19 protein-coding genes and 2 pseudogenes are annotated in these 20608 nt (G+C 59.7%); 9 read left to right on the top strand and 12 right to left on the bottom strand.

Annotated features, from left to right (window positions below; all coding sequences use genetic code 11):
* Positions 1 to 214 precede the first annotated feature (214 nt).
* From PH562_RS00905 to PH562_RS00895, 3 genes and pseudogenes are all read left to right on the top strand, one after another.
* Positions 215 to 691, top strand: coding sequence for a hypothetical protein (locus PH562_RS00905; RefSeq protein WP_285170985.1), 477 nt, complete (start codon positions 215 to 217; stop codon positions 689 to 691).
* A gap of 260 nt (positions 692 to 951) precedes the next feature.
* Entirely contained in the window at positions 952 to 2805 is a 1854-nt protein-coding gene (locus PH562_RS00900) for an ABC transporter ATP-binding protein (RefSeq protein ID WP_285170984.1), read from the top strand.
* Positions 2806 to 2954: 149 nt separating this feature from the next.
* Positions 2955 to 3098, top strand: a pseudogene (locus PH562_RS00895) (NmrA/HSCARG family protein); the annotation flags it as partial.
* Positions 3099 to 3426: 328 nt separating this feature from the next.
* On the opposite strand, the gene PH562_RS00890 reads toward PH562_RS00895, so the two are convergent.
* From PH562_RS00890 to PH562_RS00880, 3 genes are all read right to left on the bottom strand, one after another.
* The gene (locus PH562_RS00890) at positions 3427 to 5007 is read right to left on the bottom strand and encodes an oligosaccharide flippase family protein (protein WP_285170983.1); all 1581 of its coding nucleotides are present in this window, start codon (positions 5005 to 5007) and stop codon (positions 3427 to 3429) included.
* An 11-nt stretch (positions 5008 to 5018) separates the two neighbouring features.
* A complete protein-coding gene (locus PH562_RS00885; protein WP_285170982.1) occupies positions 5019 to 5939 on the bottom strand; it encodes a CheR family methyltransferase in 921 nt (306 codons plus the stop codon).
* A gap of 241 nt (positions 5940 to 6180) precedes the next feature.
* Positions 6181 to 6543, bottom strand: a complete 363-nt coding sequence (locus PH562_RS00880) for a hypothetical protein (RefSeq protein WP_285170981.1) — start codon at positions 6541 to 6543, stop codon at positions 6181 to 6183.
* Positions 6544 to 7069: 526 nt separating this feature from the next.
* Between PH562_RS00880 and PH562_RS00875 the strand changes: the two genes are divergently transcribed.
* The 4 genes and pseudogenes from PH562_RS00875 to PH562_RS00860 all read left to right on the top strand — a co-directional run bounded on the left by PH562_RS00875 (position 7070) and on the right by PH562_RS00860 (position 8788).
* Complete coding sequence (locus PH562_RS00875) at positions 7070 to 7501, top strand: CBS domain-containing protein (protein WP_113232613.1); 432 nt, start codon at positions 7070 to 7072, stop codon at positions 7499 to 7501.
* A gap of 27 nt (positions 7502 to 7528) precedes the next feature.
* The gene (locus PH562_RS00870; RefSeq protein ID WP_285170978.1) at positions 7529 to 7795 is read left to right on the top strand and encodes a hypothetical protein; all 267 of its coding nucleotides are present in this window, start codon (positions 7529 to 7531) and stop codon (positions 7793 to 7795) included.
* Between the two features lie 57 nt (positions 7796 to 7852).
* A pseudogene (locus PH562_RS00865) lies at positions 7853 to 8140 on the top strand (alcohol dehydrogenase catalytic domain-containing protein); the annotation flags it as partial.
* Positions 8141 to 8383: 243 nt separating this feature from the next.
* Positions 8384 to 8788, top strand: a complete 405-nt coding sequence (locus tag PH562_RS00860; protein WP_285171165.1) for a zinc-binding dehydrogenase — start codon at positions 8384 to 8386, stop codon at positions 8786 to 8788.
* A gap of 334 nt (positions 8789 to 9122) precedes the next feature.
* Here PH562_RS00860 and PH562_RS00855 read toward each other — a convergent pair whose 3' ends face one another.
* The 7 genes from PH562_RS00855 to PH562_RS00825 form a co-directional block, all read right to left on the bottom strand.
* Positions 9123 to 9980 carry a transporter substrate-binding domain-containing protein gene (locus PH562_RS00855; RefSeq protein WP_285170977.1) on the bottom strand — a complete coding sequence of 286 codons (858 nt, stop codon included), beginning with the start codon at positions 9978 to 9980 and terminating at the stop codon, positions 9123 to 9125.
* 32 nt (positions 9981 to 10012) lie between these two features.
* On the bottom strand, positions 10013 to 10780 hold the full coding sequence (locus PH562_RS00850) for an ABC transporter ATP-binding protein (RefSeq protein ID WP_095438782.1): 768 nt from the start codon (positions 10778 to 10780) through the stop codon (positions 10013 to 10015).
* On the bottom strand, positions 10777 to 11517 hold the full coding sequence (locus PH562_RS00845; RefSeq protein WP_113406930.1) for an ABC transporter permease: 741 nt from the start codon (positions 11515 to 11517) through the stop codon (positions 10777 to 10779). The genes PH562_RS00850 and PH562_RS00845 overlap by 4 nt, the downstream gene beginning before the upstream one ends.
* Positions 11517 to 12236, bottom strand: a complete 720-nt coding sequence (locus PH562_RS00840; protein ID WP_095438780.1) for an ABC transporter permease — start codon at positions 12234 to 12236, stop codon at positions 11517 to 11519. The genes PH562_RS00845 and PH562_RS00840 overlap by 1 nt, the downstream gene beginning before the upstream one ends.
* An 81-nt stretch (positions 12237 to 12317) precedes the next feature.
* On the bottom strand, positions 12318 to 13172 hold the full coding sequence (locus PH562_RS00835; protein WP_285170975.1) for a transporter substrate-binding domain-containing protein: 855 nt from the start codon (positions 13170 to 13172) through the stop codon (positions 12318 to 12320).
* A gap of 58 nt (positions 13173 to 13230) precedes the next feature.
* On the bottom strand, positions 13231 to 14907 hold the full coding sequence (locus PH562_RS00830; protein ID WP_285170974.1) for a M28 family peptidase: 1677 nt from the start codon (positions 14905 to 14907) through the stop codon (positions 13231 to 13233).
* Complete coding sequence (locus tag PH562_RS00825) at positions 14900 to 16324, bottom strand: M20 family metallopeptidase (protein WP_285170973.1); 1425 nt, start codon at positions 16322 to 16324, stop codon at positions 14900 to 14902. The genes PH562_RS00830 and PH562_RS00825 overlap by 8 nt, the downstream gene beginning before the upstream one ends.
* Positions 16325 to 16502: 178 nt before the next feature.
* On the opposite strand from PH562_RS00825, the gene PH562_RS00820 reads away from it, so the two are divergent.
* Entirely contained in the window at positions 16503 to 17141 is a 639-nt protein-coding gene (locus PH562_RS00820) for a GntR family transcriptional regulator (protein WP_285170972.1), read from the top strand.
* A 77-nt stretch (positions 17142 to 17218) separates the two neighbouring features.
* Here the strand turns inward: PH562_RS00820 and PH562_RS00815 are convergent, their stop codons facing one another.
* Entirely contained in the window at positions 17219 to 18394 is a 1176-nt protein-coding gene (locus PH562_RS00815; RefSeq protein WP_285170971.1) for an MFS transporter, read from the bottom strand.
* Between the two features lie 106 nt (positions 18395 to 18500).
* Entirely contained in the window at positions 18501 to 19517 is a 1017-nt protein-coding gene (locus PH562_RS00810; protein ID WP_285170970.1) for a zinc-dependent alcohol dehydrogenase family protein, read from the bottom strand.
* Between the two features lie 156 nt (positions 19518 to 19673).
* On the opposite strand from PH562_RS00810, the gene PH562_RS00805 reads away from it, so the two are divergent.
* Positions 19674 to 20567, top strand: a complete 894-nt coding sequence (locus PH562_RS00805; RefSeq protein WP_285170969.1) for a LysR family transcriptional regulator — start codon at positions 19674 to 19676, stop codon at positions 20565 to 20567.
* Positions 20568 to 20608: the final 41 nt, after the last annotated feature.

Raw genomic sequence — 20608 nt, 5'->3', positions numbered from 1 at the left:
GCTCCAAGCCTATACCGGCAAGCGCGATGTCTGCGATGCCATTGATATTGCCGGCTTCGATGAAGAGCCATTGCCGGATGATAAGTTGATCGTCGCATCCCGCGAGCCCTATGGATCGACTAACGTCACCAATGAGAGTGCGCTGGTCAGCCAGCCGGAAGTGTTTTAATTCTGCCGGTATGCGCTGCCGGGAGACGGCATTGGACGGAACTACATGAGCGAAGAAAAGATCTGCACAGAAACAGGGCCAATGCGGATGGTGACGCTTACCCGCGCATTCCTTTATGCCTACTATGTTGGCGCGGCGATGTTCCTGTTCTATTGCGAGTTTATGGTGCCTGAAGCTGCCGCCCTGCGACAACAATCGATCTGGCAGAACCTCGAGATGGCCTTATTCGGGCCTGTTATGCTTTGCGTGTTCTTTTTCTTTTTCACGATCGTGCCGGCGAGTGTTCTGATCGCAATCGGCGAGTTCCTGATGGCTGGCTTCTACTATTATATGTTTGCCGGCGTTGCGCTAGCGATCTCGGTTTATTGGGAACTTCATGGGCATCTGCCGCAGTTACTTCAGGCTTCGCGGGGACAGCCGCCGTTCGAAGCCTATCTGGCGGGTTCGCTGGCGGCGAGCCTGACCTTCTGGCGTTTTGCCTCTGGCGAGCGCACACGAATGACAGAGGCCGCCTCCAAATAAGCGAACAGCGTCTGAGGCCCTTCGCCCGTGCGACGATCCCTTCGCTTATCAAGGATAGAGGTGTCGCTATCCGCAGAGCCCTTGTCGGGTTCGCGCTTCCGCGCTGGTGCTTGGCCGATGCTTAAGCAGCAATTCGCCAATCATGCTGTCGCGGAACTCCTGACATTTACTGAGATGTTCTAATTGATGTTGTAGGCGGAAGGTGATCCTATTCCGTTAGTTGAGTCCTCGCCCGTCTTCCATTTAGAGTTCGAGCACCCATGTCGATTTCAGATGTGATCTACCGCCCCTTCGAAGGCCTGATCCGGCCGCTCGACATTCCCTACCGGCCGCTGCCGTCAAACGGGCCATGGGCCGTTCTTCTTCACTTCGTCCTGATGTTTCGTGGCATCCTGGTCACGCTCGCCCTTTGCACCATGGCGATTGAAGTCATGAGCCTGACCATCGTTTGGGGCCTGTCCGTCATTGTTGACGGGGTCACGCAACAGGGCGCTGCCGCTTTCCTGCACAACGACCGGATGCTGCTGATCTTCCTCGGCGTGATGCTTTTCCCCTGCATCCCGATCGGCTCCTTCCTCGTCAATACGCTCAACTCGCATACGCTTGGCATCGGCATGCCGGCCGCTATTCAATGGCAAGGGCACAGGGCGGTGGAGCGGCAGGACCTCGCCTTCTTCCATGATCTCTATGCCGGCCAGGTCGCCTCGCGCCTGCAGCAGGTGGCTTCAGCCGTGCAGCAGCAGGTCATTTCAGCCTTCCAATCCATTCCGCGCTTTATCATGCAGATGATCGGCTCCGTCATTCTTCTGGGCGCGCTCTCCTGGCAGCTTGCCCTTCCGTCCATCATTTGGATCACGCTCAACGTGCTTCTCGCCATCAGGCTGGCGCCCGTCTTCACTGAACGCTCTCGCCGCTCGGCCAAACGTCGCAGCCTGATTTCCGGTGCTGTCACCGATCTTTACGCCAATATGCAGATGGTCAAACAATTCGCCGCGGAAGACAGCGAGGCCGGCGCTATCAGAGGCATAATCGACAAGGCGATCGAAGCGCAGCAGAGCGAACAGCGCATCTACCGTACCGCTGAGGTCATCGTCGTCGTCCTCAACATGATGCACTGGCTAGCAATCCTGTCGATCGGCTTTACCGGGCTCGTGGATGGCTTCGTCACGATCGGCGAATTCACGGCCGCCGTTTATGTTCTCAACCGCTTCTCCGGTCACACGTTTACTTTCCTGCAGATGGGCCAGCAAATCTTCCAGGCGATCGGCACGATCAAGGACGCGATGCCGGTCATGACGACCCCACCCACCATCACCGACGGGCCGGACGCAAAGGACCTTGTCGTCCCGACTGGCGAAATCCGCTTCGAGAACGTTCGTTTCGCCTACAAATCTGGCAAGCCCATCATCGATGATCTTTCGCTGACCGTGCGGCCGGGTGAAAAGGTCGGTCTTGTCGGCGTCTCAGGCGCCGGCAAGACGACGCTCGCCAATCTGCTCCTGCGCTTCTACGATATCAACGACGGCGTAATCCGGATCGACGGGCAGGATATTCGGGCGGTGACGCAAGCAAGCCTTCGCCGCGCGATCGGCGTCATCGCCCAGGATGTCGCGTTGCTGCACCGTTCCGTCGGTGACAATATCCGCTATGGGCGACCGGAGGCGACGCAGGAAGAGGTCGAAAGGGTGGCGAAGATGGCGAGCGCCGATGGCTTCATCGCCGACCTCGCCGACAGCGAGGGCCGCAAAGGCTATGACGCCTTCGTCGGCGATCGAGGCATAAAATTGTCGGGCGGTCAGCGCCAGCGGGTGGCCATAGCCCGCGTGCTCCTGAAGGATGCACCGATCCTGGTGCTCGATGAAGCGACCTCGGCGCTGGACAGCGAATCCGAGGCCGCGATCCAGGAAAGGCTGAACCTCGTGATGGAGGGAAAGACCGTGATCGCGATCGCACATCGCCTCTCCACGATTGCGAAGATGGATCGGATCGTAGTCCTCGATCGGGGACGTATCGTGGAAGAAGGCGGGCCAGACGAACTGGTGGGAAAAGATGGTCTCTTTGCCCGTCTGTGGAAACATCAGACCGGTGGCTTTATTCCTGACGAGATTGGTTAACCCATACCTTCACCGCAAAATCCCTAATCTTCGTTGCGGAAATCGGCGCTACATCAATCTGAAGTTGGCGGAATGCATAGCGCCTAAAAATGCATCCATGATAAGGATTGTCGATGCTGAAATATCTGGCCACGCTTGCAGACCGTTACTTTGAGATGCGCCTGATGGCGGAACGCTACGTCAGCGACGGCATGATCCCCGAGACCGGCGACATCGAACGGCTGACCGCGATTTTGGCTCGTCCACTGCACAGCTATCGCGACTTCGCGGTTGCGCTAACGACCGCCGCCTGAGATCCCGCTGTTGGAGGAAATCCGCAAGCCGTTCGCGGGACAACGGAGCGCCCGGTCTTGGCCACGAAAACGAGAAGCGCGAGCGGCAGCAACCGCTCTCGCAAAACAGCTGCGAGCACCGTCGAGGGTCTCCGAAGATCGGCATCCGGGACTGAAGCAGCGACCACCTACCATACCTCACAGCGTGTTGCCGACCGAAGCGACCATTACCAGGCCCACAGGTGGAAAATTGTCCAGTGAGGATCAACGCCGTGAGAACTGCCTTAGACTGCGGCGTCGGGTGAGAATCGGAGAGGCTCGATGTGACGCATGGTCCTCGGCGTTCCCTCTATTTCAACGTCAGCCAGCGTAGACGCGTGCCTAGTCCAACCGCGACCATCAGTCCGGCGGCATAGGCCAGAACGCCTGCGCCGATCTGAAGGACAAGAACGGGCCGCCAGGACAAGTCCTCGGAAAAATACTGCCGGACCAGTCCCACGGCCGCGACCATCATGATGCTCGCCGGCATGATCAACAGGACGACTCCCCGCGCAATTTCCAGCCAGTTCACACCCACGAACTTTGACTGCAATCCAATGCAGGTCGCCAGCGCGAACGCCGCTGTGAAGCATTGCACGATCGCCAATTCCCACAGTCCGAACCGGGCGGCTGCGATAATTGCCACAAGCGAAACGATGACGTTCAACAGTGTTACGGGGAGCCGGTACCGAATGTGACCAACCACAGACAGCGACGCTTCATTGATGTAACCTGGCGAAAGCAGCAATTGCCGCAGACAAAGGAAGGGGATTATGGAAGCTGCAGGTATCCATACCTCGCCGAGCGTCAGCCGCACGACAGCGTCGGATACCTGCGCCAGTCCGAGATACATGGGCGCGGCGATGGCGAGGAGAACGAGTAGGAACCGGATGCCGGCATGGCCGACCGATCGAGCTGGCGCGCCAGGCTGCAGATGCGCGCGCCGGAAAACAACCCAGCTCAACGACCTTGCCGGCTCTCCCAGCAATTCCGAAACAACGGCGACGATACGCTCGGCAGCACGATAGAAACCGGCGTCCGCTATTCCGAGAAAACTTCCGACGACGAGCGTGCCCGAATACGAGCCGAGAAACGCGACGAGACGATTGCCGACGATCTGGCGCGAAAACGCCATGACCTCGGCAAGAACTGGCTTCGTCACGCGCAGACGCGGCAGCCGCCTCGTGGCCCGCACCGATCCTATAAGGAGAACGAGCTGGCAAATTACCTTGGCTGCCGCCAGCGCCGATGCATGCGCATGAAGATGGAGCAACACCATTGCGGCGATCAGGCCAGACGTTTCTCCCACAATCCTGACGATCGCACGTTGACGCAGGCGGCCGGAGACGACAAGTGTTCCATCGAAAGCCGCGGTCAATGCCGCAGGCAACATCCAGCAGCTGAACAGGGCAAGAAGCGCACTCTGTTTTTCGTCGCCCGTGAAGCAGTAGAAGACGGCGGTGGCAACCACGCCGACGGCGGTGAATAAACAGCCGCTAAAAAGCGAGATGGTGGTGACTTGATCAAAGCAATCGTCCTCATCGCCGGCTTTCATCATGAATTCCGCCCACCCGCCCTCCGCCACGACCACGAGCAGCATGGCAATGGCGGAAAAGAATGCGAAGAGCCCGAACTCCGCCGGGCTCAGCAGGCGCGCAGCAACGAAGAACATCGCGACCTGGGAAAGCTGCGAAACAATCTTCGCGGTGACGATCCAAACTCCGCCGGATACGATCGCCGGCTTGAACTGACGTTGGCCAGCTCCGACCGATAGCGGTCGCTCCAGGTGTTCCCGGGGTTTGGCATCTTCGACAGGTGAAAGCATCGTCAACGTTCCATACTGGCAGATCACTGGTTTCGGTCTGCCCGATGGGCAGACTTCGGCGGCCACCATGAGCCGATCTACGCGCTATCGGTTGCAAGGTGAAAGATGACCGAATATCGCCAAGCCCAGTCAGGCGCGCTGCGATCCAGAGGCTCCCGCGCCCAGCGAAGCCATGGCCAGCCATTCTTCCATGCCTCAGACGCCCATATCTCGTACTGCCGGGTCACCACGGGCCGGAAGCCAGATGTCTTCAATACTTTGGTTTTGACGTCGAGATCGATTCCGTCGACGATCAGATATCCGCCCGGAGCGACCAGCCTCATCACGTTGCGCAGGCACCGTTCAGCCATGAGGTCGTCCATGGGTCCCATGAAATTATTCGCCAACAGGAAGTCCTGCCGTCCAACAAGGTCCAGCAATTCGACATCCGTAGCATCGGCCGTGAGCCAGGTAATGTCACGTCTGAGCCAGTCCCTCACCTGTAAGGATCCATCTGGAAGAGGCTGCAGAATCTCGACGAGCGACGGCAGGTCGGCGCTTGCGACTTCCGCTCTGCCCGCGGCGTAGGAGCTTCCTTCAGCGGCCGGAACATTCGGAAAGTAAACGCCCCGCTTCGCAACCTCCACGACTACGCCGGATATGTCTGCGCCATGCGCTGTGACATATAGATCACTCCGGGCCTTCTTGATCGCATAGAGGACCGAGTACAGTTCGGCTCCCGTGCTGCAGCCGATCGACGCGACCTTGACATCGCCATTGCGCGGATATCCGGACGTGAGCATTCCGATCACGGACAGCAGCGGTGGGTTGCGCATGAAATGGGTATAGTGGGACTGAAACCGTGCGGTGTTCTTGGTGAATCTGCGGTAGATGTATCGTCCGGTACGGAACATGAACGGCGTTCGCCGTAATGGACTTGGAATGGACTCCCAGAACACGCGACAAAGGCGACGAGGGGTCTGACGTAGGGTGTTTAGACCGGTCATGGTGGTCGACATCGATAACTCCTTCGAACATGCCGCCGGCTCCTGCGGAGATCGGGCGGGCAATAAGGACTCGAATTGGTTTAGGGCAACTTGCGAACCGCCGGGCTGACCTCACGTGAAGCTTGCCGAGATCCACGTCCTGAGACGTGATTATTTTCGGCGGCCTTTGTCGCAGATGTGTCGACCGGCTTTGAGCTTCGCGTTTCGTGGTAGGAACGACTTGTCCTGCCGAATGCAGAGACGCCTGGCGGAGTTAGGCAAGAAGGCGTTTTGGAGGACGAAGAAGATCTTGGGGATCGGAAGAAGACAGTGGCGGCCAATACCGTACGAGGAATGTCCGTACGATCTCAGGACCTGTGACCTGGAGCGGCGAAGTGATGATGCCGAAGACAGAACAGGCGACGGTTTTGCGGCATTTGTGATGATGCGTCTGTTTGCTTCCGTCGCTGCGGTCAGCCTGGCCACAATCCTGCAAATTACACGGCGCGGCGGATATCGCCATTACCTGGTAAAGCTCGTGATGACTTGTTCCCGACGGGACATCCGGGATGCCCATGGCGAGCGCTACGGTGGCCAGCAATCCGACCATCGTGAGGAGCATCTGGACCAAAGTCATCTGGAGTTTCTTCATGCGGAAATATTAGGCCTGTCCATCCCTGCGGCTCAATTCGGCAAACTGGGCCGCGTCATGACCAAAGGAAGTAGCGCTACGTATGCTCCTACTCCGCCAGCAAGAATTATGTAGACGCTATGGCATTGCGGTTGAGCTTACGGCTTGGGCCGGGTCGAGGTCAGCGAGAGGCGCTCGGGTTATGTTGCTGCTTCCACGAGGCCACGAAACACGGCGTTGCGGTCAGTCGATGTGCCAAAGAGCGGCATTTTCACAACCCCTCCTGGTCATCCGAAGTCCTGTATCAAAATCGAGTGCCGGATTTTCAGCTTTCGACTTCAATTGAAATCGACAGGGCAAATGCCTCATCCGCCCGGAACCGCACATCTAGGATATTGGCGCAAGCTCAGGAGGCATGGCCGAAAGCTCCGCTTTGGTGGTCGGCGATGCGTTTTTCAGCTGCTTTTATTCCGATGAAGGAACTCTGGATGCCCACGCGAGTTGGGGTCTTTCTTTCAAGGAGGACAGAGACATGCAAGTGAACGCAGCAATGACGCGCGACGTGCGCGTCGCAAATCCCAACCATTCCATTCGCGACGCCGCGGTCATGATGGCCGATCTCGATGCCGGCGTTCTTCCTGTTGCCGAAAACGACAAGCTCGTGGGCATGATCACGGATCGCGACATTGCAGTACGTGCAGTCGCACGCGGCAAGGGACCCGACACCAGGATCGGTGACGTGATGTCGGCAGAAGTCAAATACTGCTTCGAGGATGACGATGTCGACGACGTGATGACAAACCTGGGGAACATTCAGGTGCGGCGGCTGCCGGTGCTCAACCGTGACAAGCGGCTGGTCGGCATACTCTCGCTCGGAGATCTCGCCGTTTCCATGGCCGATGGGTCCGCCGGCCCCGCGCTCGCGGAAATCTCCAGACCCGGTGGAGCGCATTCGCAGACCTGAACCAGAAATCATCGAAGGAATGACGCCATGTCTGCATCAAAAACAACGACAGACCACGAAACAATCCGTCAATGGGTGGAAGCAAGAGACGGACGTCCATCACGTGTGAAAAGCGCCGGCGGAAATGGCAGCCTCTTGCGGATCGATTTTGGTGAGCCCGAGCAAAATTTCGAAGAAATCGGCTGGGACGAATTCTTCCGGATCTTCGACGAGAATAAGTTGGCGTTCCTCTATCAGGAAGAGACGGAGGATGGTCGCGAAAGTCGCTTCAATAAGTTCCTCAATCGGTCGTGATGCCGAAGGCTGGCTTATGCCGCTGCGAATCCATAATTCCCGGAAAGGCGGTTTAACATGCCCAAGATGATGGCCATTAGAATGCATGAATTCGGCGATGCGGATGTATTGCGGCTTGATCAGATCGAACGCCCCTCCCCCAGTGAAAACGAGGTTTTGGTCAAGGTCGCGGCAGCAAGTGTCAATCCGGTCGACTGGAAGATCCGCAAGGGCGGCTATCCCGCCGTCAAGCAAAGTGATCTGCCGATCGTTCCCGGACGCGATCTTGCGGGCACCGTCGAGGCACTTGGTCGCGAGGCAACCGGCTTTGCCAGCGGCGATCGTGTAATCGCGTTCCTCGACATGAAGCGTGGCGGCTACGAGGAATATGTCGCCGTTCCGGCTGCGTTGCTCACGAAAATGCCATCCTCGATCAGTTTCGAGGAGGCCGCAGCCATTCCGCTCGCCGCCATGACCGCATGGCAGGGATTGTTTGATCATGGCCGCCTTCGAAGCGGTCAGCGGGTTTTGATCCATGGAGGGGGTGGAGGCGTCGGCCATTTCGCGATCCAATTCGCAAAGGCCAAGGGAGCCTGGGTTGCAACGACTGTGTCAGGGCTGGACATCGATCTTGCCCGGCGCCTTGGGGCGGATCAGGTCATCGACTACAAGTCCGAACGTTTCGAGGAGGCGCTTGATCCGGTCGATATGGTTTTCGATCTTGTCGGGGGTGAAACGCAAAAACGTTCGTTCGGAGTTGTCAAGAACGGAGGAATTCTGGTCTCGACGCTCGGCGAGCCGGAACGCCCAGACACCGTATCCGATAATATTGGGATTGCCGGCTATATGGCCAAGCCGAATGCGGACCAGCTTCATGAAATCGCTGATCTGATAGAGCAAGGGCAAGTCAAAGTCCTCCTCCACAAGGTCTTCCCGTTTGATAAGGCCGCCGACGCGCAACGAACCCTGGAAAATGAGCACGTCCAGGGAAAAATCGTCCTGAGCGTGGACTGATCGGCGAAGGCGGCGGCCGTGGTTCCTGCGCCGCCATGATGCACGGCGAGCGTCATGCACGGCAAGAGCCAGTCATGGGGGGTGCTCAAGCACGAACGCTTGCATCGATATCCAGCGTCTCGCTGAGCCACCCCATCTGGTCGCCAGACTCGTGGCGCAATGATTTCAGATTGTCGGCATCGATTGGAATCGCGCAACTCCGCGACCTCGCAGGCCGCGGAGCATGGCTTCGTCGCAAGAAGAATATTTTACAAGGAAGCAGAGCATTTTCCGCCCTTGCCCGGCACGATCAAAGGCCGTGCAACGAAGCCTTCGGTTTATCTTCGTTCCGGATTTACTTCGGGGTCACGTCGAAGCCGAACCATTTCTGAGACAGCTTTGCGATCGTGCCGTCGGCTTTCGCCGCTGCAATCGCATCGTTGAACATCGCCTTCAGCTGGGTGTCGTCCTTGCGCAGGCCGACGGAACTGCCGCGGCCGAGAAGGCCGCCCTGGAAACGCGGTCCGGTCACGGTCATGTCCTCATTGCCGGGCTTTGCCGCCGCCGTCGACAGATAGGCCATGGACGCCATGATGAGATCGACACGGCCGGCCTTCAGGTCGAGGTCGTGCTGCTCGGTCGTCTTATATTCGCGAATATCGGCAACGCCCTTCAGATACTTATCAAGGAAGGTTGCCGCGATCGATGCCGTCTGCACCCCGATCGTCTTGCCCTTGAGCATCGGTTCGAGTTCCTTCAGCGCCTTGACCGCGCCGGCTTCATCGGTTGCCAAAGAAAACACCTGGCCCTTCATGGGAAGATCGACAAGCGAGGAATCCTTCAGCGTTGCGAAAGTCTGGCCGGTCGTGCCGTAGGAATCGCTGAAGGCAATGACTTCCTCCCGCTTTGCGGTTGCCGACATGCCGGAAATGATCGCGTCGAATTTACCTGCATTGAGCGCCGGGATCATGCCGTCGAAGGGCTGGATGACGGTCGTGCATTCGACTTTCATGTGATCGCAAAGATATTTGATCAGTTCGATCTCATATCCGTCCAGGCTGCCGTCCGCCTTGGTGAAATTCCATGGGCGAAAGGCGCCTTCGGTCGCGATGGTGATATGCGTCCACTTTTTGTCCTCCGCGTGCACGACGCTCGCCGTCGCGAGGGTGGCGACCATCATGATCGCAGTCAGAAGTCCGGTCAGGTATTTCATGATCGAGTTCCCCATTGTAATTGAGCTTGAAATTATTGGCTGATGAACTGGCGAAAGCGTTCGGACCGTGAACCGGCAAAGACATCCTGCGGCTTGCCGTCTTCCTCGACGACGCCCTTGTGCAGGAAGATGACGCGGCTCGAGACATCGCGCGCAAAGCCCATCTCATGCGTAACGACGAGCATGGTGCGTCCCTCCTCGGCGAGCGCACGCATGACCCTCAGAACCTCGCCCACAAGCTCGGGGTCGAGCGCCGATGTCGGTTCATCGAACAGCATGACCTTCGGATGCATGGCGAGCGCACGCGCGATGGCCGCGCGCTGTTGCTGTCCCCCCGAAAGATGAGCCGGATAGAAATTGCGCTTGTCGGCGATACCGACCTTGGCGAGCAGCGCTTCCGCTTCCTCGACGCATTCGGCGCGCGAACGGCCCTGGACGTAGACGGGCGCTTCGATCACGTTCTCCAGCACCGTCTTGTGGGACCAGAGATTGAAGCTCTGAAACACCATGCCGAGCTGGGAACGGATGCGATCAACCTGCCTTCCATCAGACGGGCGATGGATGCCACGGGCTGTGCGCTGCATGCGGATCGTTTCGCCCGCCACGGTCACTTCACCGGAATCGGGCGTCTCCAGCAAATTTATGCATCGCAGGAATGTCGATTTTCCAGAGCCTGACGAGCCGAGAATCGAGACGACATCGCCTTCCAGCGCATCGAGCGAGATACCCTTGAGCACTTCGACCGGCCCAAAGCTCTTATGCATGTCGCGCACGCTGAGTGCGATTGGCATGACGGTCATTGTGGATCTCCTACAGGGGCCGCCGCAGCGGCGGTATCGCGCATCACCGGCACGGGCGGGCGCAGATGCGGGCTCAGCCGGTATTCGGCAAACTGGATGAGGCGCGTCAGCACGAAGTTGATCGCCAGGTAGATGGCGCCTGAGACGACGAAGACCTCGATGGCGCGATAGGTCTCCGAAATGATCTTCGCCGCAACGCCCGTGACTTCCATCAGCGTGATGATCGAGGCAAGCGATGTCGCCTTCACCATCGAGATCATCTCGTTGCCATAGCCTGGCAGCGCCTGGCGGATGGCAAGCGGCAGGATGATGCGCCGGAACATCATGAGACGATGCATGCCGCAGGCTCGCGCAGCCTCCACCTGCCCATGCGGCACCGAGAGCAGACCGCCGCGGATGATTTCGCTGGCGTAGGCCGCGGTATTCAGTGTCAGCGCCAGGACGGCGCACCAATAGGGATCGCGCAGGAACGGCCAGAGAATGCTGTGGCGGATGGCAGGAAACTGGCCGAGACCGTAGTAGATCAGGAAGATCTGGACGAGCAACGGCGTGCCGCGAAAGACGAAAACGTAGAGCCGGGCAAACCAGTCGAGGACGGTGACGCCCGACAGACGCGCAAGCGCCAGAAGCAATGCGAGGATAGCACCGAGGCAGATCGACGTCACCGCAAGTTCGATCGTCAACGGGATCGCCGCGACAAGGCTCACGAAAGTCTCTTCAAGGAATTGCCAATCCATCAGCGTTTCCTCACACCGCGCGACAGATGGCGCTCTGCCTGCTGGATGATCAGGCTGGATAGGGTCGAGATCATCAGATAGATCACCCCTGCTATCAGGTAGAAATCGAACGGCAGTCCCGTGGAGCCCGCGCCGACCTGCGCCTGACGCAGCAATTCGGCGACGCCGGTGATCGAGACCAGCGCCGACTCCTTGAGGACGACCTGCCAGACATTACCGAGCCCCGGCAGCGCATGACGCAAGGTCAGCGGCGCGATGATCCGGCGCAGGCGCAGCCAGCGCGGCATTCCGCAGGCGATGGCGGCCTCGATCTCACCAGGATGCACGGCCTTGAACCCGCCGCGCAGCACTTCGGTGAACTGCGCACCGGACGTGACGCCGACAGCAAGGGAACCAGCCAGGAAACCTGGAAAACCGAGGAAGCCCTCCGCTCCGAACATCTTGCCGATGGTCGTGATGACCGCACTGCCGCCGAAGTAAAAGAGATAGATGACCAGCAGATCGGGGATGCCGCGAAGAACCGTCGTATAGGCGTCCGCCGTGGCGCGGGCAAACCGATTGCCGGCGATCTTGCCCCACGCGCCGAGCGTTCCGATGCAGGCGCCGACTGCATAGCCGACAATTGCGACAAGAATGGTCATCCAGGCGCCGGCCAGGAGAGCATGACCCCAGCCATCCGGACCGAAGCCAGCAAGCTCGAATAGGGTTGGCTGGTTCATGCGCTTGACCTGAAAGAATGGATGTGGGCAAGGGAAGTCATGGTCTTAGCCTCGGCCAGGAACGATGGATGTGGGACGCGCTCAATTGGCCTCGAAGGTCGGCGTCAGGTCGATCTTGCTCCATTTTTCCGAGAGCTGCTTGATTGTGCCATCCTTGGCCGCCTGCTTGATGGCATCGTCGAATTTCGCCTTTAGATCGGTCTCGCCCTTGCGCATGCCGAGAGCGACCTCCGTTGCCAGCATCGCCCCCTTCACCAGGGGACCGGACATCATCAGATCGTCGTTGCCCGGCTTACCAAGCACGGAGGTTTCGTAGACGCCGCTATCGAAGCCGGCATCGATGCGGCCTGCCTTCAGATCAAGATCTCGCTCTCCGGAGTTTTTATAGGCGCGCACCGTCACATCGGATCCGAAATAGGAATTGATCAACTGCTCCTGGCTGGTCGACTGGACGACGCCGACCGTTTTGCCCTTCAAAGCCTTGCCGATCTCCGCCATCACCGGATCCGCCTTCGCCTTGTCGTTGAGATTGAGCCGCTCACCCGTCATCGGCAAGGGTGAAACCGATCCATCTTTCACGAGCAGGAAGCTCGCGACACCGCTCGCATAGGGCACGGTAAAATCGACCACCTGTTTGCGCTTCTCGTTGATGCCGAGCGTCATCACAAGATCAAATTTGCCGGCGTTGAGGCTTGGGATCATCGCGTTCCATTCGCCGGCGATCAGCTCGCAATCGACCTTGGCGCGCTTGCAGAGATCGTTGATGAGATCGACGTCGAAGCCGGCAAGCTTGCCGCTCGAATCCATCAGGTTCCACGGCGGGAATGCGCCTTCGATGCCGACCTTCACCTGGGTCCAATCCTTAGCGCCGGCGGTCAGCGGAGCAAGGAAGGCAATCATGCCGAATACGATGGCAAGCATTTTTCTGTTTTTCATGTTCGTTCCCCTTTTCGGCCGCTTAAGCGGCCTTTTCTCAGATCCGGTATTCTCGGCGTCAGTTCTCCAGAGCCGCTCGCAGGGCGGCATTGGCCTCCCGCAGCGCGTGAGCGATGCGATTTCTCGTCTGACGCGCGTGAACGACGTAAAAGGCGGTATCCGGCGAGCCCTCATCCAGTCTCGCTAGCGCGCGCAGCCCCTCCAGAGATGGCCAGGCGACGTGCGGCAGCGCGGAGTCGGGATGGAAGCGTTCACCGCTCGTATAGTTCAGCGGCACCAGATGCCGCCCTGCGCGCATCAGCGAAGCACCGATCCGCGCCGCTCTTTCCGGCGTGGGATCCCTCACCTGCTGAAGCGAATTTGCGTTGACGCGCAAGTCTTCGACAGCCTGGGCTAGGCCGGAGATATCGAGACGACCGGCAAGCGCTGCCTGCAATTGCCCGACCTGCTCGTCGAGGGAGGCGGCATATTGGGTGTAATCCAGCGGCAGGACGGGCAAAGTCAGCAGCCGCCAGAGAACCTCGAGAACAATGGCCGTATCCCGGCAAAGATTGTCCGGATCGATATGTTCGGCGGTGTCGTGCGGCGTATGCCACCACCATCCGAGCGCCGTCAGCATTTTGACAGGCCCTGGCGGCTGATGGCTGAGGCTGCCGAACATCGAGGGAATACCAATGCCCCAGAAGGACTGATCCGCAGCGCGGCCATGACGCCTGCCGGCGTGTTTCTGTCCGGTCACGCGCTCGATCACATCTGCAGCCAAAGGCCTGAGCTCGTCGATCACACCGGAATTGGTGAGGACGGTCGCGCCTTCGCCGCCGGTGGAATCGACATTGACATGGACGGCGCAGCGGCGATCGAGCTCGTCGAAATACTCGTCCGCGTACCAGGCAGAGCCGGAATAGCGGCCATGGGAATGACCGGACCAGAAGCATATCCGCAAGCCCCGGCGCCATTCTGAGGCACGAAGCGCGAGCAGGCGCGCCGCCTCGAGCATCGTCGCGTTGGCGCCGCCATTGTCCATGACCCCGAAATGCCAGGTATCGTGATGGCCGGAAAACAGGACAAAAGGCGCATCGTCGCCTTTCGGTTGAAGCTCGGCAACAAGCAGCGGCGTCTTGCGCCAACCCGTATCGACGTCCGCGCATAGCGTTGCAGTCACCGCCTCTCCGCGCGCAAGCCTGTCGCGCAGGCGGTCGCCATCACCCCTCGCGATCGAGCAGATGACCGTCGTCGGCAGCCTATCGCGCGTGTGTTGCGATGGGCTGCCCCAGACCGGCGAGACGCACATCTCGTAGAGATGCTCGTTCGGGCTGATGTGAAGTTCGCCGAGCGCCCCGAAAGCACTCGCAAGAGCGGCCACTTCTTCGGTGGCGATACCATCGACCAGAACGATCTTGCCCGCAACATCCTTGCCCGCGAAATCGGCTTCGGTTCCCTCGCCTACATGGATGAGATTGCCGGTTACCCCCGCAGCTGAAGTCGAGACCGACATGGAATGCGTGATGCAACGAAGGCTCCCGCCATCGATCCCAACCGTGGCGGCGCCTGGCAGACTGATGAAGGCATCATGCGTCAGAAGCTGCGTGCGATAGCCAAAGCCGTCCATCTCAGCCTGGAGATAGCGGAAACTCTCCAGCTCCTCGGCCGTCCCCGACAGCTTTACCCGGCGCGCGAACTCGCCGATATGCGCCATCAAGCGCGCTCGATCGGGCTTCAGACCGGCCTCAGCCATTGGCCTTCTCCGGCAGCGGCGGCTCGACATCGTCCGGGATCGGATTGACGAAGGGCGTGCCTTCGAGTCGTGCCTTGTGATCTTCCTTGGCGGCCGCGATGAGCGCGGGATTGCGGATGAGTTCGGCGGCCGTGCTCGCCATCACCTTGGCGGCATGTTCGGTACCCTTATGAGCGGCAGGCAGCTTGCCCTGCGCGACGAGCTGCCAGGAGTGGCCGGGCGTGCCGATCGCATAGGTGGCGCCGCGCATCTGCACGGTCGGGACGACCCAGCTGACCGTTCCGACATCGGTCGAACCGACCAGCGTGCCGTCGCCGGCGTTCAACGGAAAGATTTCCTCGCAGAGCGCCTGGCCCTTCTTCGGCTTCAGCGCAAACCGGCCGTAGGAAGCGGCAATATCCTCTGCGCTGAAGGTCTGCTGAAATTTCAGCGCGGTCTCGCGATCCGCGTCGTCAAACACGGGCGGCCCGAGCCGATCCAGCTGCGCGAACATGCATTCCTCGAGCGGTGTATTGCCGACGAGATTGGCGTCGCCGCTGATGATCTCGCTGCGAACCGTCGTCTCCGTCATCAAGGCGGCACCCTCGGCAACCTTCTTAACGCGGGCGACCAGCGAAAGGAGTTCCGGCAGGGTCCGTGCCCGCACGAGATAACGCACGGTGGCGCGCGCCTGCACGACATTGGGGGCCGCACCGCCGGCATCGGTGACGGCATAGTGGATGCGCGCCGTCGACGGCATGTGCTCGCGCATGTAGTTGACGCCGACATTCATCAGCTCGACCGCATCCAGCGCGCTGCGGCCAAGATGAGGCGTTGCCGACGCGTGCGAGGCACGGCCGAAAAAGTGGAAATTGATCTCGTTGCAGGCAAGCGAAATGGGATTGTTGACGCCGGCAAAGGCCGCTGGATGCCAGGAGATCGCGATATCGACATCGTCGAAAACGCCGGCGCGAACCATGAAGCCCTTGGAGGAGCCACCCTCCTCGGCCGGGCAGCCGTAATAGCGCACCCTGCCCTTCAGGCCGTTTTCCGCGAGGAAATCCTTGACCGCAGCCGCGGCAAGCATCGAGCCGGCGCCCAGCATGTTATGGCCGCAGCCATGACCATTGCCGCCGTCGATCAGCGGCCGCTCTTCCGCGACACCGGCCTCCTGGCTCAATCCGGGCAGTGCATCGAACTCGCCGAGGATCGCGATGACCGGGCCATCCTCGCCCGCCTCGCCCATGACAGCCGTCGGCAGGCCGGCGATGCCGCGCTCGACGCGGAACCCCTGACGTTCCAGCATCTCGGCATGTTCTTCTGCGGATCTGTATTCCAGGTAGTTCGTTTCCGGAATGTCCCAGATCCGATCACTGAGCGCGAAGAATTCGGCGCTTTTCTTTTCGACGATGTCCCAGACCGCATCGGAATTTTGCATGGACTTGCCATCCGCCTCGTATAATGGATACTAAATTGGTACCAATTTATGTGCCAATAAGAACGGATGCGCAAGAGATGAGCATGAATATTTTTTCAGCAACAATGACGAGCGTCGTTGTTGAAAAATGCGGACCTATGATAGTCATCGCCAACTTGGAAAGGTGTGGGAGAGCTGCATGAACTCGCTGGAAGCTGAGGCGGCAGCGCCGTCGCACGAAGATATGCCCGACGTGACCGAGCTCATTCTCCAGGACATCCTCGCGGGCAGGCTCCCACCAGGAACATGGCTGAAGCAGATCGATCTGGAGCGTCGGTACAGTTGTACGAGGCCGCAGGTGCGGCGGGCGCTCGACCGCCTCGTGCAGAAGCGGCTTGTCGAGCACATTCCCAATCGCGGCTATCACGTGCACGAGCAGGACGGGCGCCGCGCTCAGGAAGTAAGCGATATCCGCGTGATCCTCGAAGTGGCGATCAGCGATCGTATCGTCGCCAATGCCGGCGATGCGGATATTGCCAATTTGCGTAGGCTGGCTTCGCGCTTCGACGATCTGGTGCTCAACGGCACCATGCTCGAACTTTACGAAGCCAACCTCGCTTTTCACCGGTACCTGCTGGTACTTGCAGGAAATCAGGAGCTTGTCGAGCTCATCACCGAAATCCGGCAACGTACCTCATCGGCACCGGTGTCACAATGGCGCACCCGAGCTCGTATCGAGCAGTCCGGCCGCGAGCACCAGCAGATGATCGACGCAATAGAGAGGCGCGACGTCGATATGCTCAAGGAGCTGACCCGCAGGCATATTTTGCAGTCATAGCTGATATCGACCACAGCCTGAATAAAGGCGCATGTTGCACGTCGCGGGCTGATCCCGGCCTGGACATCTGTCCCAGGTCACTCGGTCCGTCTTGCGGTGAACGGAATGATGGCGGCCGCCAGAAACAGAACGCCGCTGTAGGCGAATGGGCTCCACCAGCCGATGCCGTCGAACAGGAGCCCGCCTGTGAAGGCACCGGTGGTGATTGCCGCCTGGATCAGCGCCACCAGCAGCCCGCCGCCAGCCTCGAGTTTGTCCGGGATGGCGCGGGTCATCCATGTGTTCCAGGCAACCGGAATGGGCGTGGCAAAGAACCCGAACAGGCAGAGGAGTGCGGCAACCGCAATACCCGAAGGTGCGAACGGGATCAGCAGCAGAGCGATCGCAGTGAGCGCCGCCGGGAATCCGGCGAGGACGGCATCCAGATGCGCTCGCAGCAGGAAGCCGATCAAGGAGGTGCCTAGCAGGCCGAACAGGCCGATGCCGAGGAGAACGACCGACAGCTCGTTCACATCGAGCCTCGTCACCTCCCCAAGGACCGGCCGAAGATAGGTCGATAGTGCGAACTGGCCCATGAAGAACAAGGACATGGCGGCCATGCTGATGGCAAAGATGCGGTTTCGCAGCAACCCGAGCGGACCGCTCCCGGCATTCTTCGAACCGCCGGGCATCCGCGGCAAGGCGAAGATCTGCCAGACGAAGGCAATGATGCCGACCGGAACGACGATGAAGAAGGCACCGCGCCAGCCTATCAATCCGCCGAGGAAGCTTCCCAACGGCTGAGCGATGACCGTAGCCAGAGCAGTGCCGCCCTGCAGCATGGCAAGAGCTTTTGGAACGTCCTGTTCGGCAGCGATGCGCGCGACGATGGAGGTGGACAGCGACCAGAAACCGCCGATCGCGATGCCGATCAGCGCGCGGCCGAGCATGAAGACGAGATAGTTGGGCGCGAATGTGATCGCCAGACCCGAGAGCACCATCACGATCGTATAGGACAGGACCACCGTCCGGCGATCCAGCCGCCACAGCACCGTGTTGCTGAACAGGCTGGTGACGACCGCGAAAAATCCGGACACGGAAATCGCCTGCCCCGCCTGGCCCGCGGTAATGCCGAGCTCGTCGGCGATCGGGGTCAATAGGCTGACGGGCAGGAACTCGGAAGCGACGAGGGTGAAGGTCATCAGCGTCATGCAGATGATCGCGGCCCATGGGCTGGCCGCACGCTCGACGGCGCGGTCATAGGTGGTTTCCATATCAATTGTCCAAAGTTGCTCGAAACGCACTGTTCAGCGGATAGTTTCGATGGTCGCTGAGGCGCTCGCCGCGGCGATGAATTGTCTTTTCTTCATGGCCAGCTCCTCACATCCTGAGCAGCGCCTTGATGGCCCGGCGCTCATCCATGGCCTTGTAACCATGCGCGACATCGGCAAGCGGAACCGTCAGATCGAAGACCTTTCCGGGATTGATTTGACGGGTCATGATGAGATCGATGAGGTGGGGGAGGAAGCGACGCACGGGAGCCGGGCCGCCGAGCAGGTTCTTCTGCTGGAAGAACAGCATCTGCCCGTCGAGCTCGACGCCATGCGGAACGCCGACATAGCCGATCGAGCCACCGGGTCGGGCGCTATTGATCGCCTGCAGCATGGATTCCTGCGTACCGACGCATTCAAGAACGGAATCGGCGCCGATCCCACCTGTCAGCTCCTTGATCTTCGCTACGCCCGCATCGCCGCGTTCGGTGACGATGTCGGTCGCACCATATTCGAGCGCAAGTTCCTGGCGTTGCTTGTGGCGGCTCATGGCAATGATGCGCCCGGCGCCCATCTGCTTGGCGGAGAGCACACCCATGAGCCCGACAGCGCCGTCGCCCACCACGACCGCCGTGCATCCCGGAGTAACGCGTGCCGCATCCGCCGCATACCACCCCGTGCCCAGAACATCAGAGGCCGCAAGAAGGCTCGGGATCAAGTCATCCGACGGCATGGTGTCGGTCGCAACCAGGGTTCCGTCCGCAAGCGCGATCCGTGCATAGGGTGCCTGGGCAGCAGACATGAACTCGCGATGCTCGCAAGAAGACTGAAAGCCAAACCGGCAGTGCGGACATGTGTTGTCCGAAAGGCAGAACGAGCCGACGACGAACTGGCCTGGCCGGATCGTCCTCACTTCGCTGCCGACCTCCGCGACCACCCCACAATATTCGTGCCCCATATGCTGCGGGCCTGTTACCGCCTGGATGCCGCGGTACGGCCAGAGATCGGAACCGCAGACACAGGACGCCGAGAGCTTGATGATGGCGTCGGTCGGCTTGACGATCTTCGGTTCCGGGACTTCCTCGCAACGAATGTCACCGGGGGCATGAAGGACTGTTCCGAGCATGGCATGGTCTCCCGTCGGGGCGCACTGCGCCTGTCTGTTTCCTATTCGGGAGAACAGATAGCACTGGTCGATAAATCGGATTAGATACGGTAATTTGCATGAACCTATCGAAAATTGACATTAATATGCGCCACGAATTTGGGATAGGACAGGGTTATGCCACGGGAAAATTTCAACGAACTGCTGGTATTCCTGGCCGTCGCCGAGGAACGGAGCTTCACGAAGGCGGCCGCGAAGCTGGGCACATCCCAATCGACGCTCAGTCATGCCGTGAAGAAACTTGAAGAACGTCTGGGCATGCGCCTGCTGACACGCACGACAAGAAGCGTCGGGCTGACCGAGGCGGGCGAACGGCTGCAACAATCCCTGTCGCCGCGCATTGCCGAGATCGAAGCAGACATCGAAGCGTTGACCGTCTATCGGGAACGACCGGCCGGAACCGTCAGGATCACCCTTTCCAACCACGCCATGGAAAGTGTCGTGTGGCCGAAATTGTCGTCCATCCTTGCCGATTACCCTGATATCAAGCTTGAGCTCAGCGTCGATGGCAGCTTCCGCAACATCGTCAAAGACGGGTTCGATGCCGGCGTCAGGCTTGGCGAAAGCCTCGAGAAGGACATGATCGCGGTACGCATCGGCCCCGACTGGAGGCTGGTGGCGGTCGGCTCACCAGAGTATTTTAGAACCCGATCAGCACCGCTGACCCCACAGGAACTGATGCGTCACAACTGCATTCGCCGACGCCTCGACCGCATCGGCGGTCTCTATGCCTGGGAGTTCGAGAAGGACGGAGAGGAGATTCGGGTCAGGGTCGAAGGCCAGCTCACGTTGAATACCGACCGCGAGATGATATCGGCCGCTCTCGACGGACACGGAATTGCCTACGTTCCGGAAAGCTATGTCGAGCACCACCTGGAGGCGGGGCGGCTTCAGCTTGTTCTCGTCGACTGGTGTCCGAAATTCGCCGGCTATTATCTCTATTATCCCAGCCGCCGACAGAATCTTCGCGCATTCTCCGTCGTCATCGATGCCCTTCGGGAAAGAGGCTGAAGTCATACGAACGGCAATGATGATGCCGGCATGGCAAGCGT

It is taken from the genome of Rhizobium centroccidentale (assembly GCF_030182565.1).
In the GTDB taxonomy this organism is placed as follows: domain Bacteria; phylum Pseudomonadota; class Alphaproteobacteria; order Rhizobiales; family Rhizobiaceae; genus Rhizobium.
Note: the sequence above shows the minus strand (reverse complement) of the source record. Positions and strands in the feature narration are given on the sequence as shown.

Coding starts and splice junctions, on each gene's coding strand:
- PH562_RS00835 (WP_285170975.1), bottom strand. CDS start 13,172: ATGAAAAACAGAAAAATGCTTGCCATCGTATTCGGCATGATTGCCTTC.
- PH562_RS00825 (WP_285170973.1), bottom strand. CDS start 16,324: ATGCAAAATTCCGATGCGGTCTGGGACATCGTCGAAAAGAAAAGCGCC.
- PH562_RS00820 (WP_285170972.1), top strand. CDS start 16,503: ATGAACTCGCTGGAAGCTGAGGCGGCAGCGCCGTCGCACGAAGATATG.
- PH562_RS00810 (WP_285170970.1), bottom strand. CDS start 19,517: ATGCTCGGAACAGTCCTTCATGCCCCCGGTGACATTCGTTGCGAGGAA.
- PH562_RS00805 (WP_285170969.1), top strand. CDS start 19,674: ATGCCACGGGAAAATTTCAACGAACTGCTGGTATTCCTGGCCGTCGCC.
- PH562_RS00850 (WP_095438782.1), bottom strand. CDS start 10,780: ATGACCGTCATGCCAATCGCACTCAGCGTGCGCGACATGCATAAGAGC.
- PH562_RS00885 (WP_285170982.1), bottom strand. CDS start 5,939: ATGTCGACCACCATGACCGGTCTAAACACCCTACGTCAGACCCCTCGT.
- PH562_RS00855 (WP_285170977.1), bottom strand. CDS start 9,980: ATGAAATACCTGACCGGACTTCTGACTGCGATCATGATGGTCGCCACC.
- PH562_RS00845 (WP_113406930.1), bottom strand. CDS start 11,517: ATGGATTGGCAATTCCTTGAAGAGACTTTCGTGAGCCTTGTCGCGGCG.
- PH562_RS00875 (WP_113232613.1), top strand. CDS start 7,070: ATGCAAGTGAACGCAGCAATGACGCGCGACGTGCGCGTCGCAAATCCC.
- PH562_RS00815 (WP_285170971.1), bottom strand. CDS start 18,394: ATGGAAACCACCTATGACCGCGCCGTCGAGCGTGCGGCCAGCCCATGG.
- PH562_RS00870 (WP_285170978.1), top strand. CDS start 7,529: ATGTCTGCATCAAAAACAACGACAGACCACGAAACAATCCGTCAATGG.
- PH562_RS00900 (WP_285170984.1), top strand. CDS start 952: ATGTCGATTTCAGATGTGATCTACCGCCCCTTCGAAGGCCTGATCCGG.
- PH562_RS00840 (WP_095438780.1), bottom strand. CDS start 12,236: ATGAACCAGCCAACCCTATTCGAGCTTGCTGGCTTCGGTCCGGATGGC.
- PH562_RS00830 (WP_285170974.1), bottom strand. CDS start 14,907: ATGGCTGAGGCCGGTCTGAAGCCCGATCGAGCGCGCTTGATGGCGCAT.
- PH562_RS00880 (WP_285170981.1), bottom strand. CDS start 6,543: ATGACTTTGGTCCAGATGCTCCTCACGATGGTCGGATTGCTGGCCACC.
- PH562_RS00905 (WP_285170985.1), top strand. CDS start 215: ATGAGCGAAGAAAAGATCTGCACAGAAACAGGGCCAATGCGGATGGTG.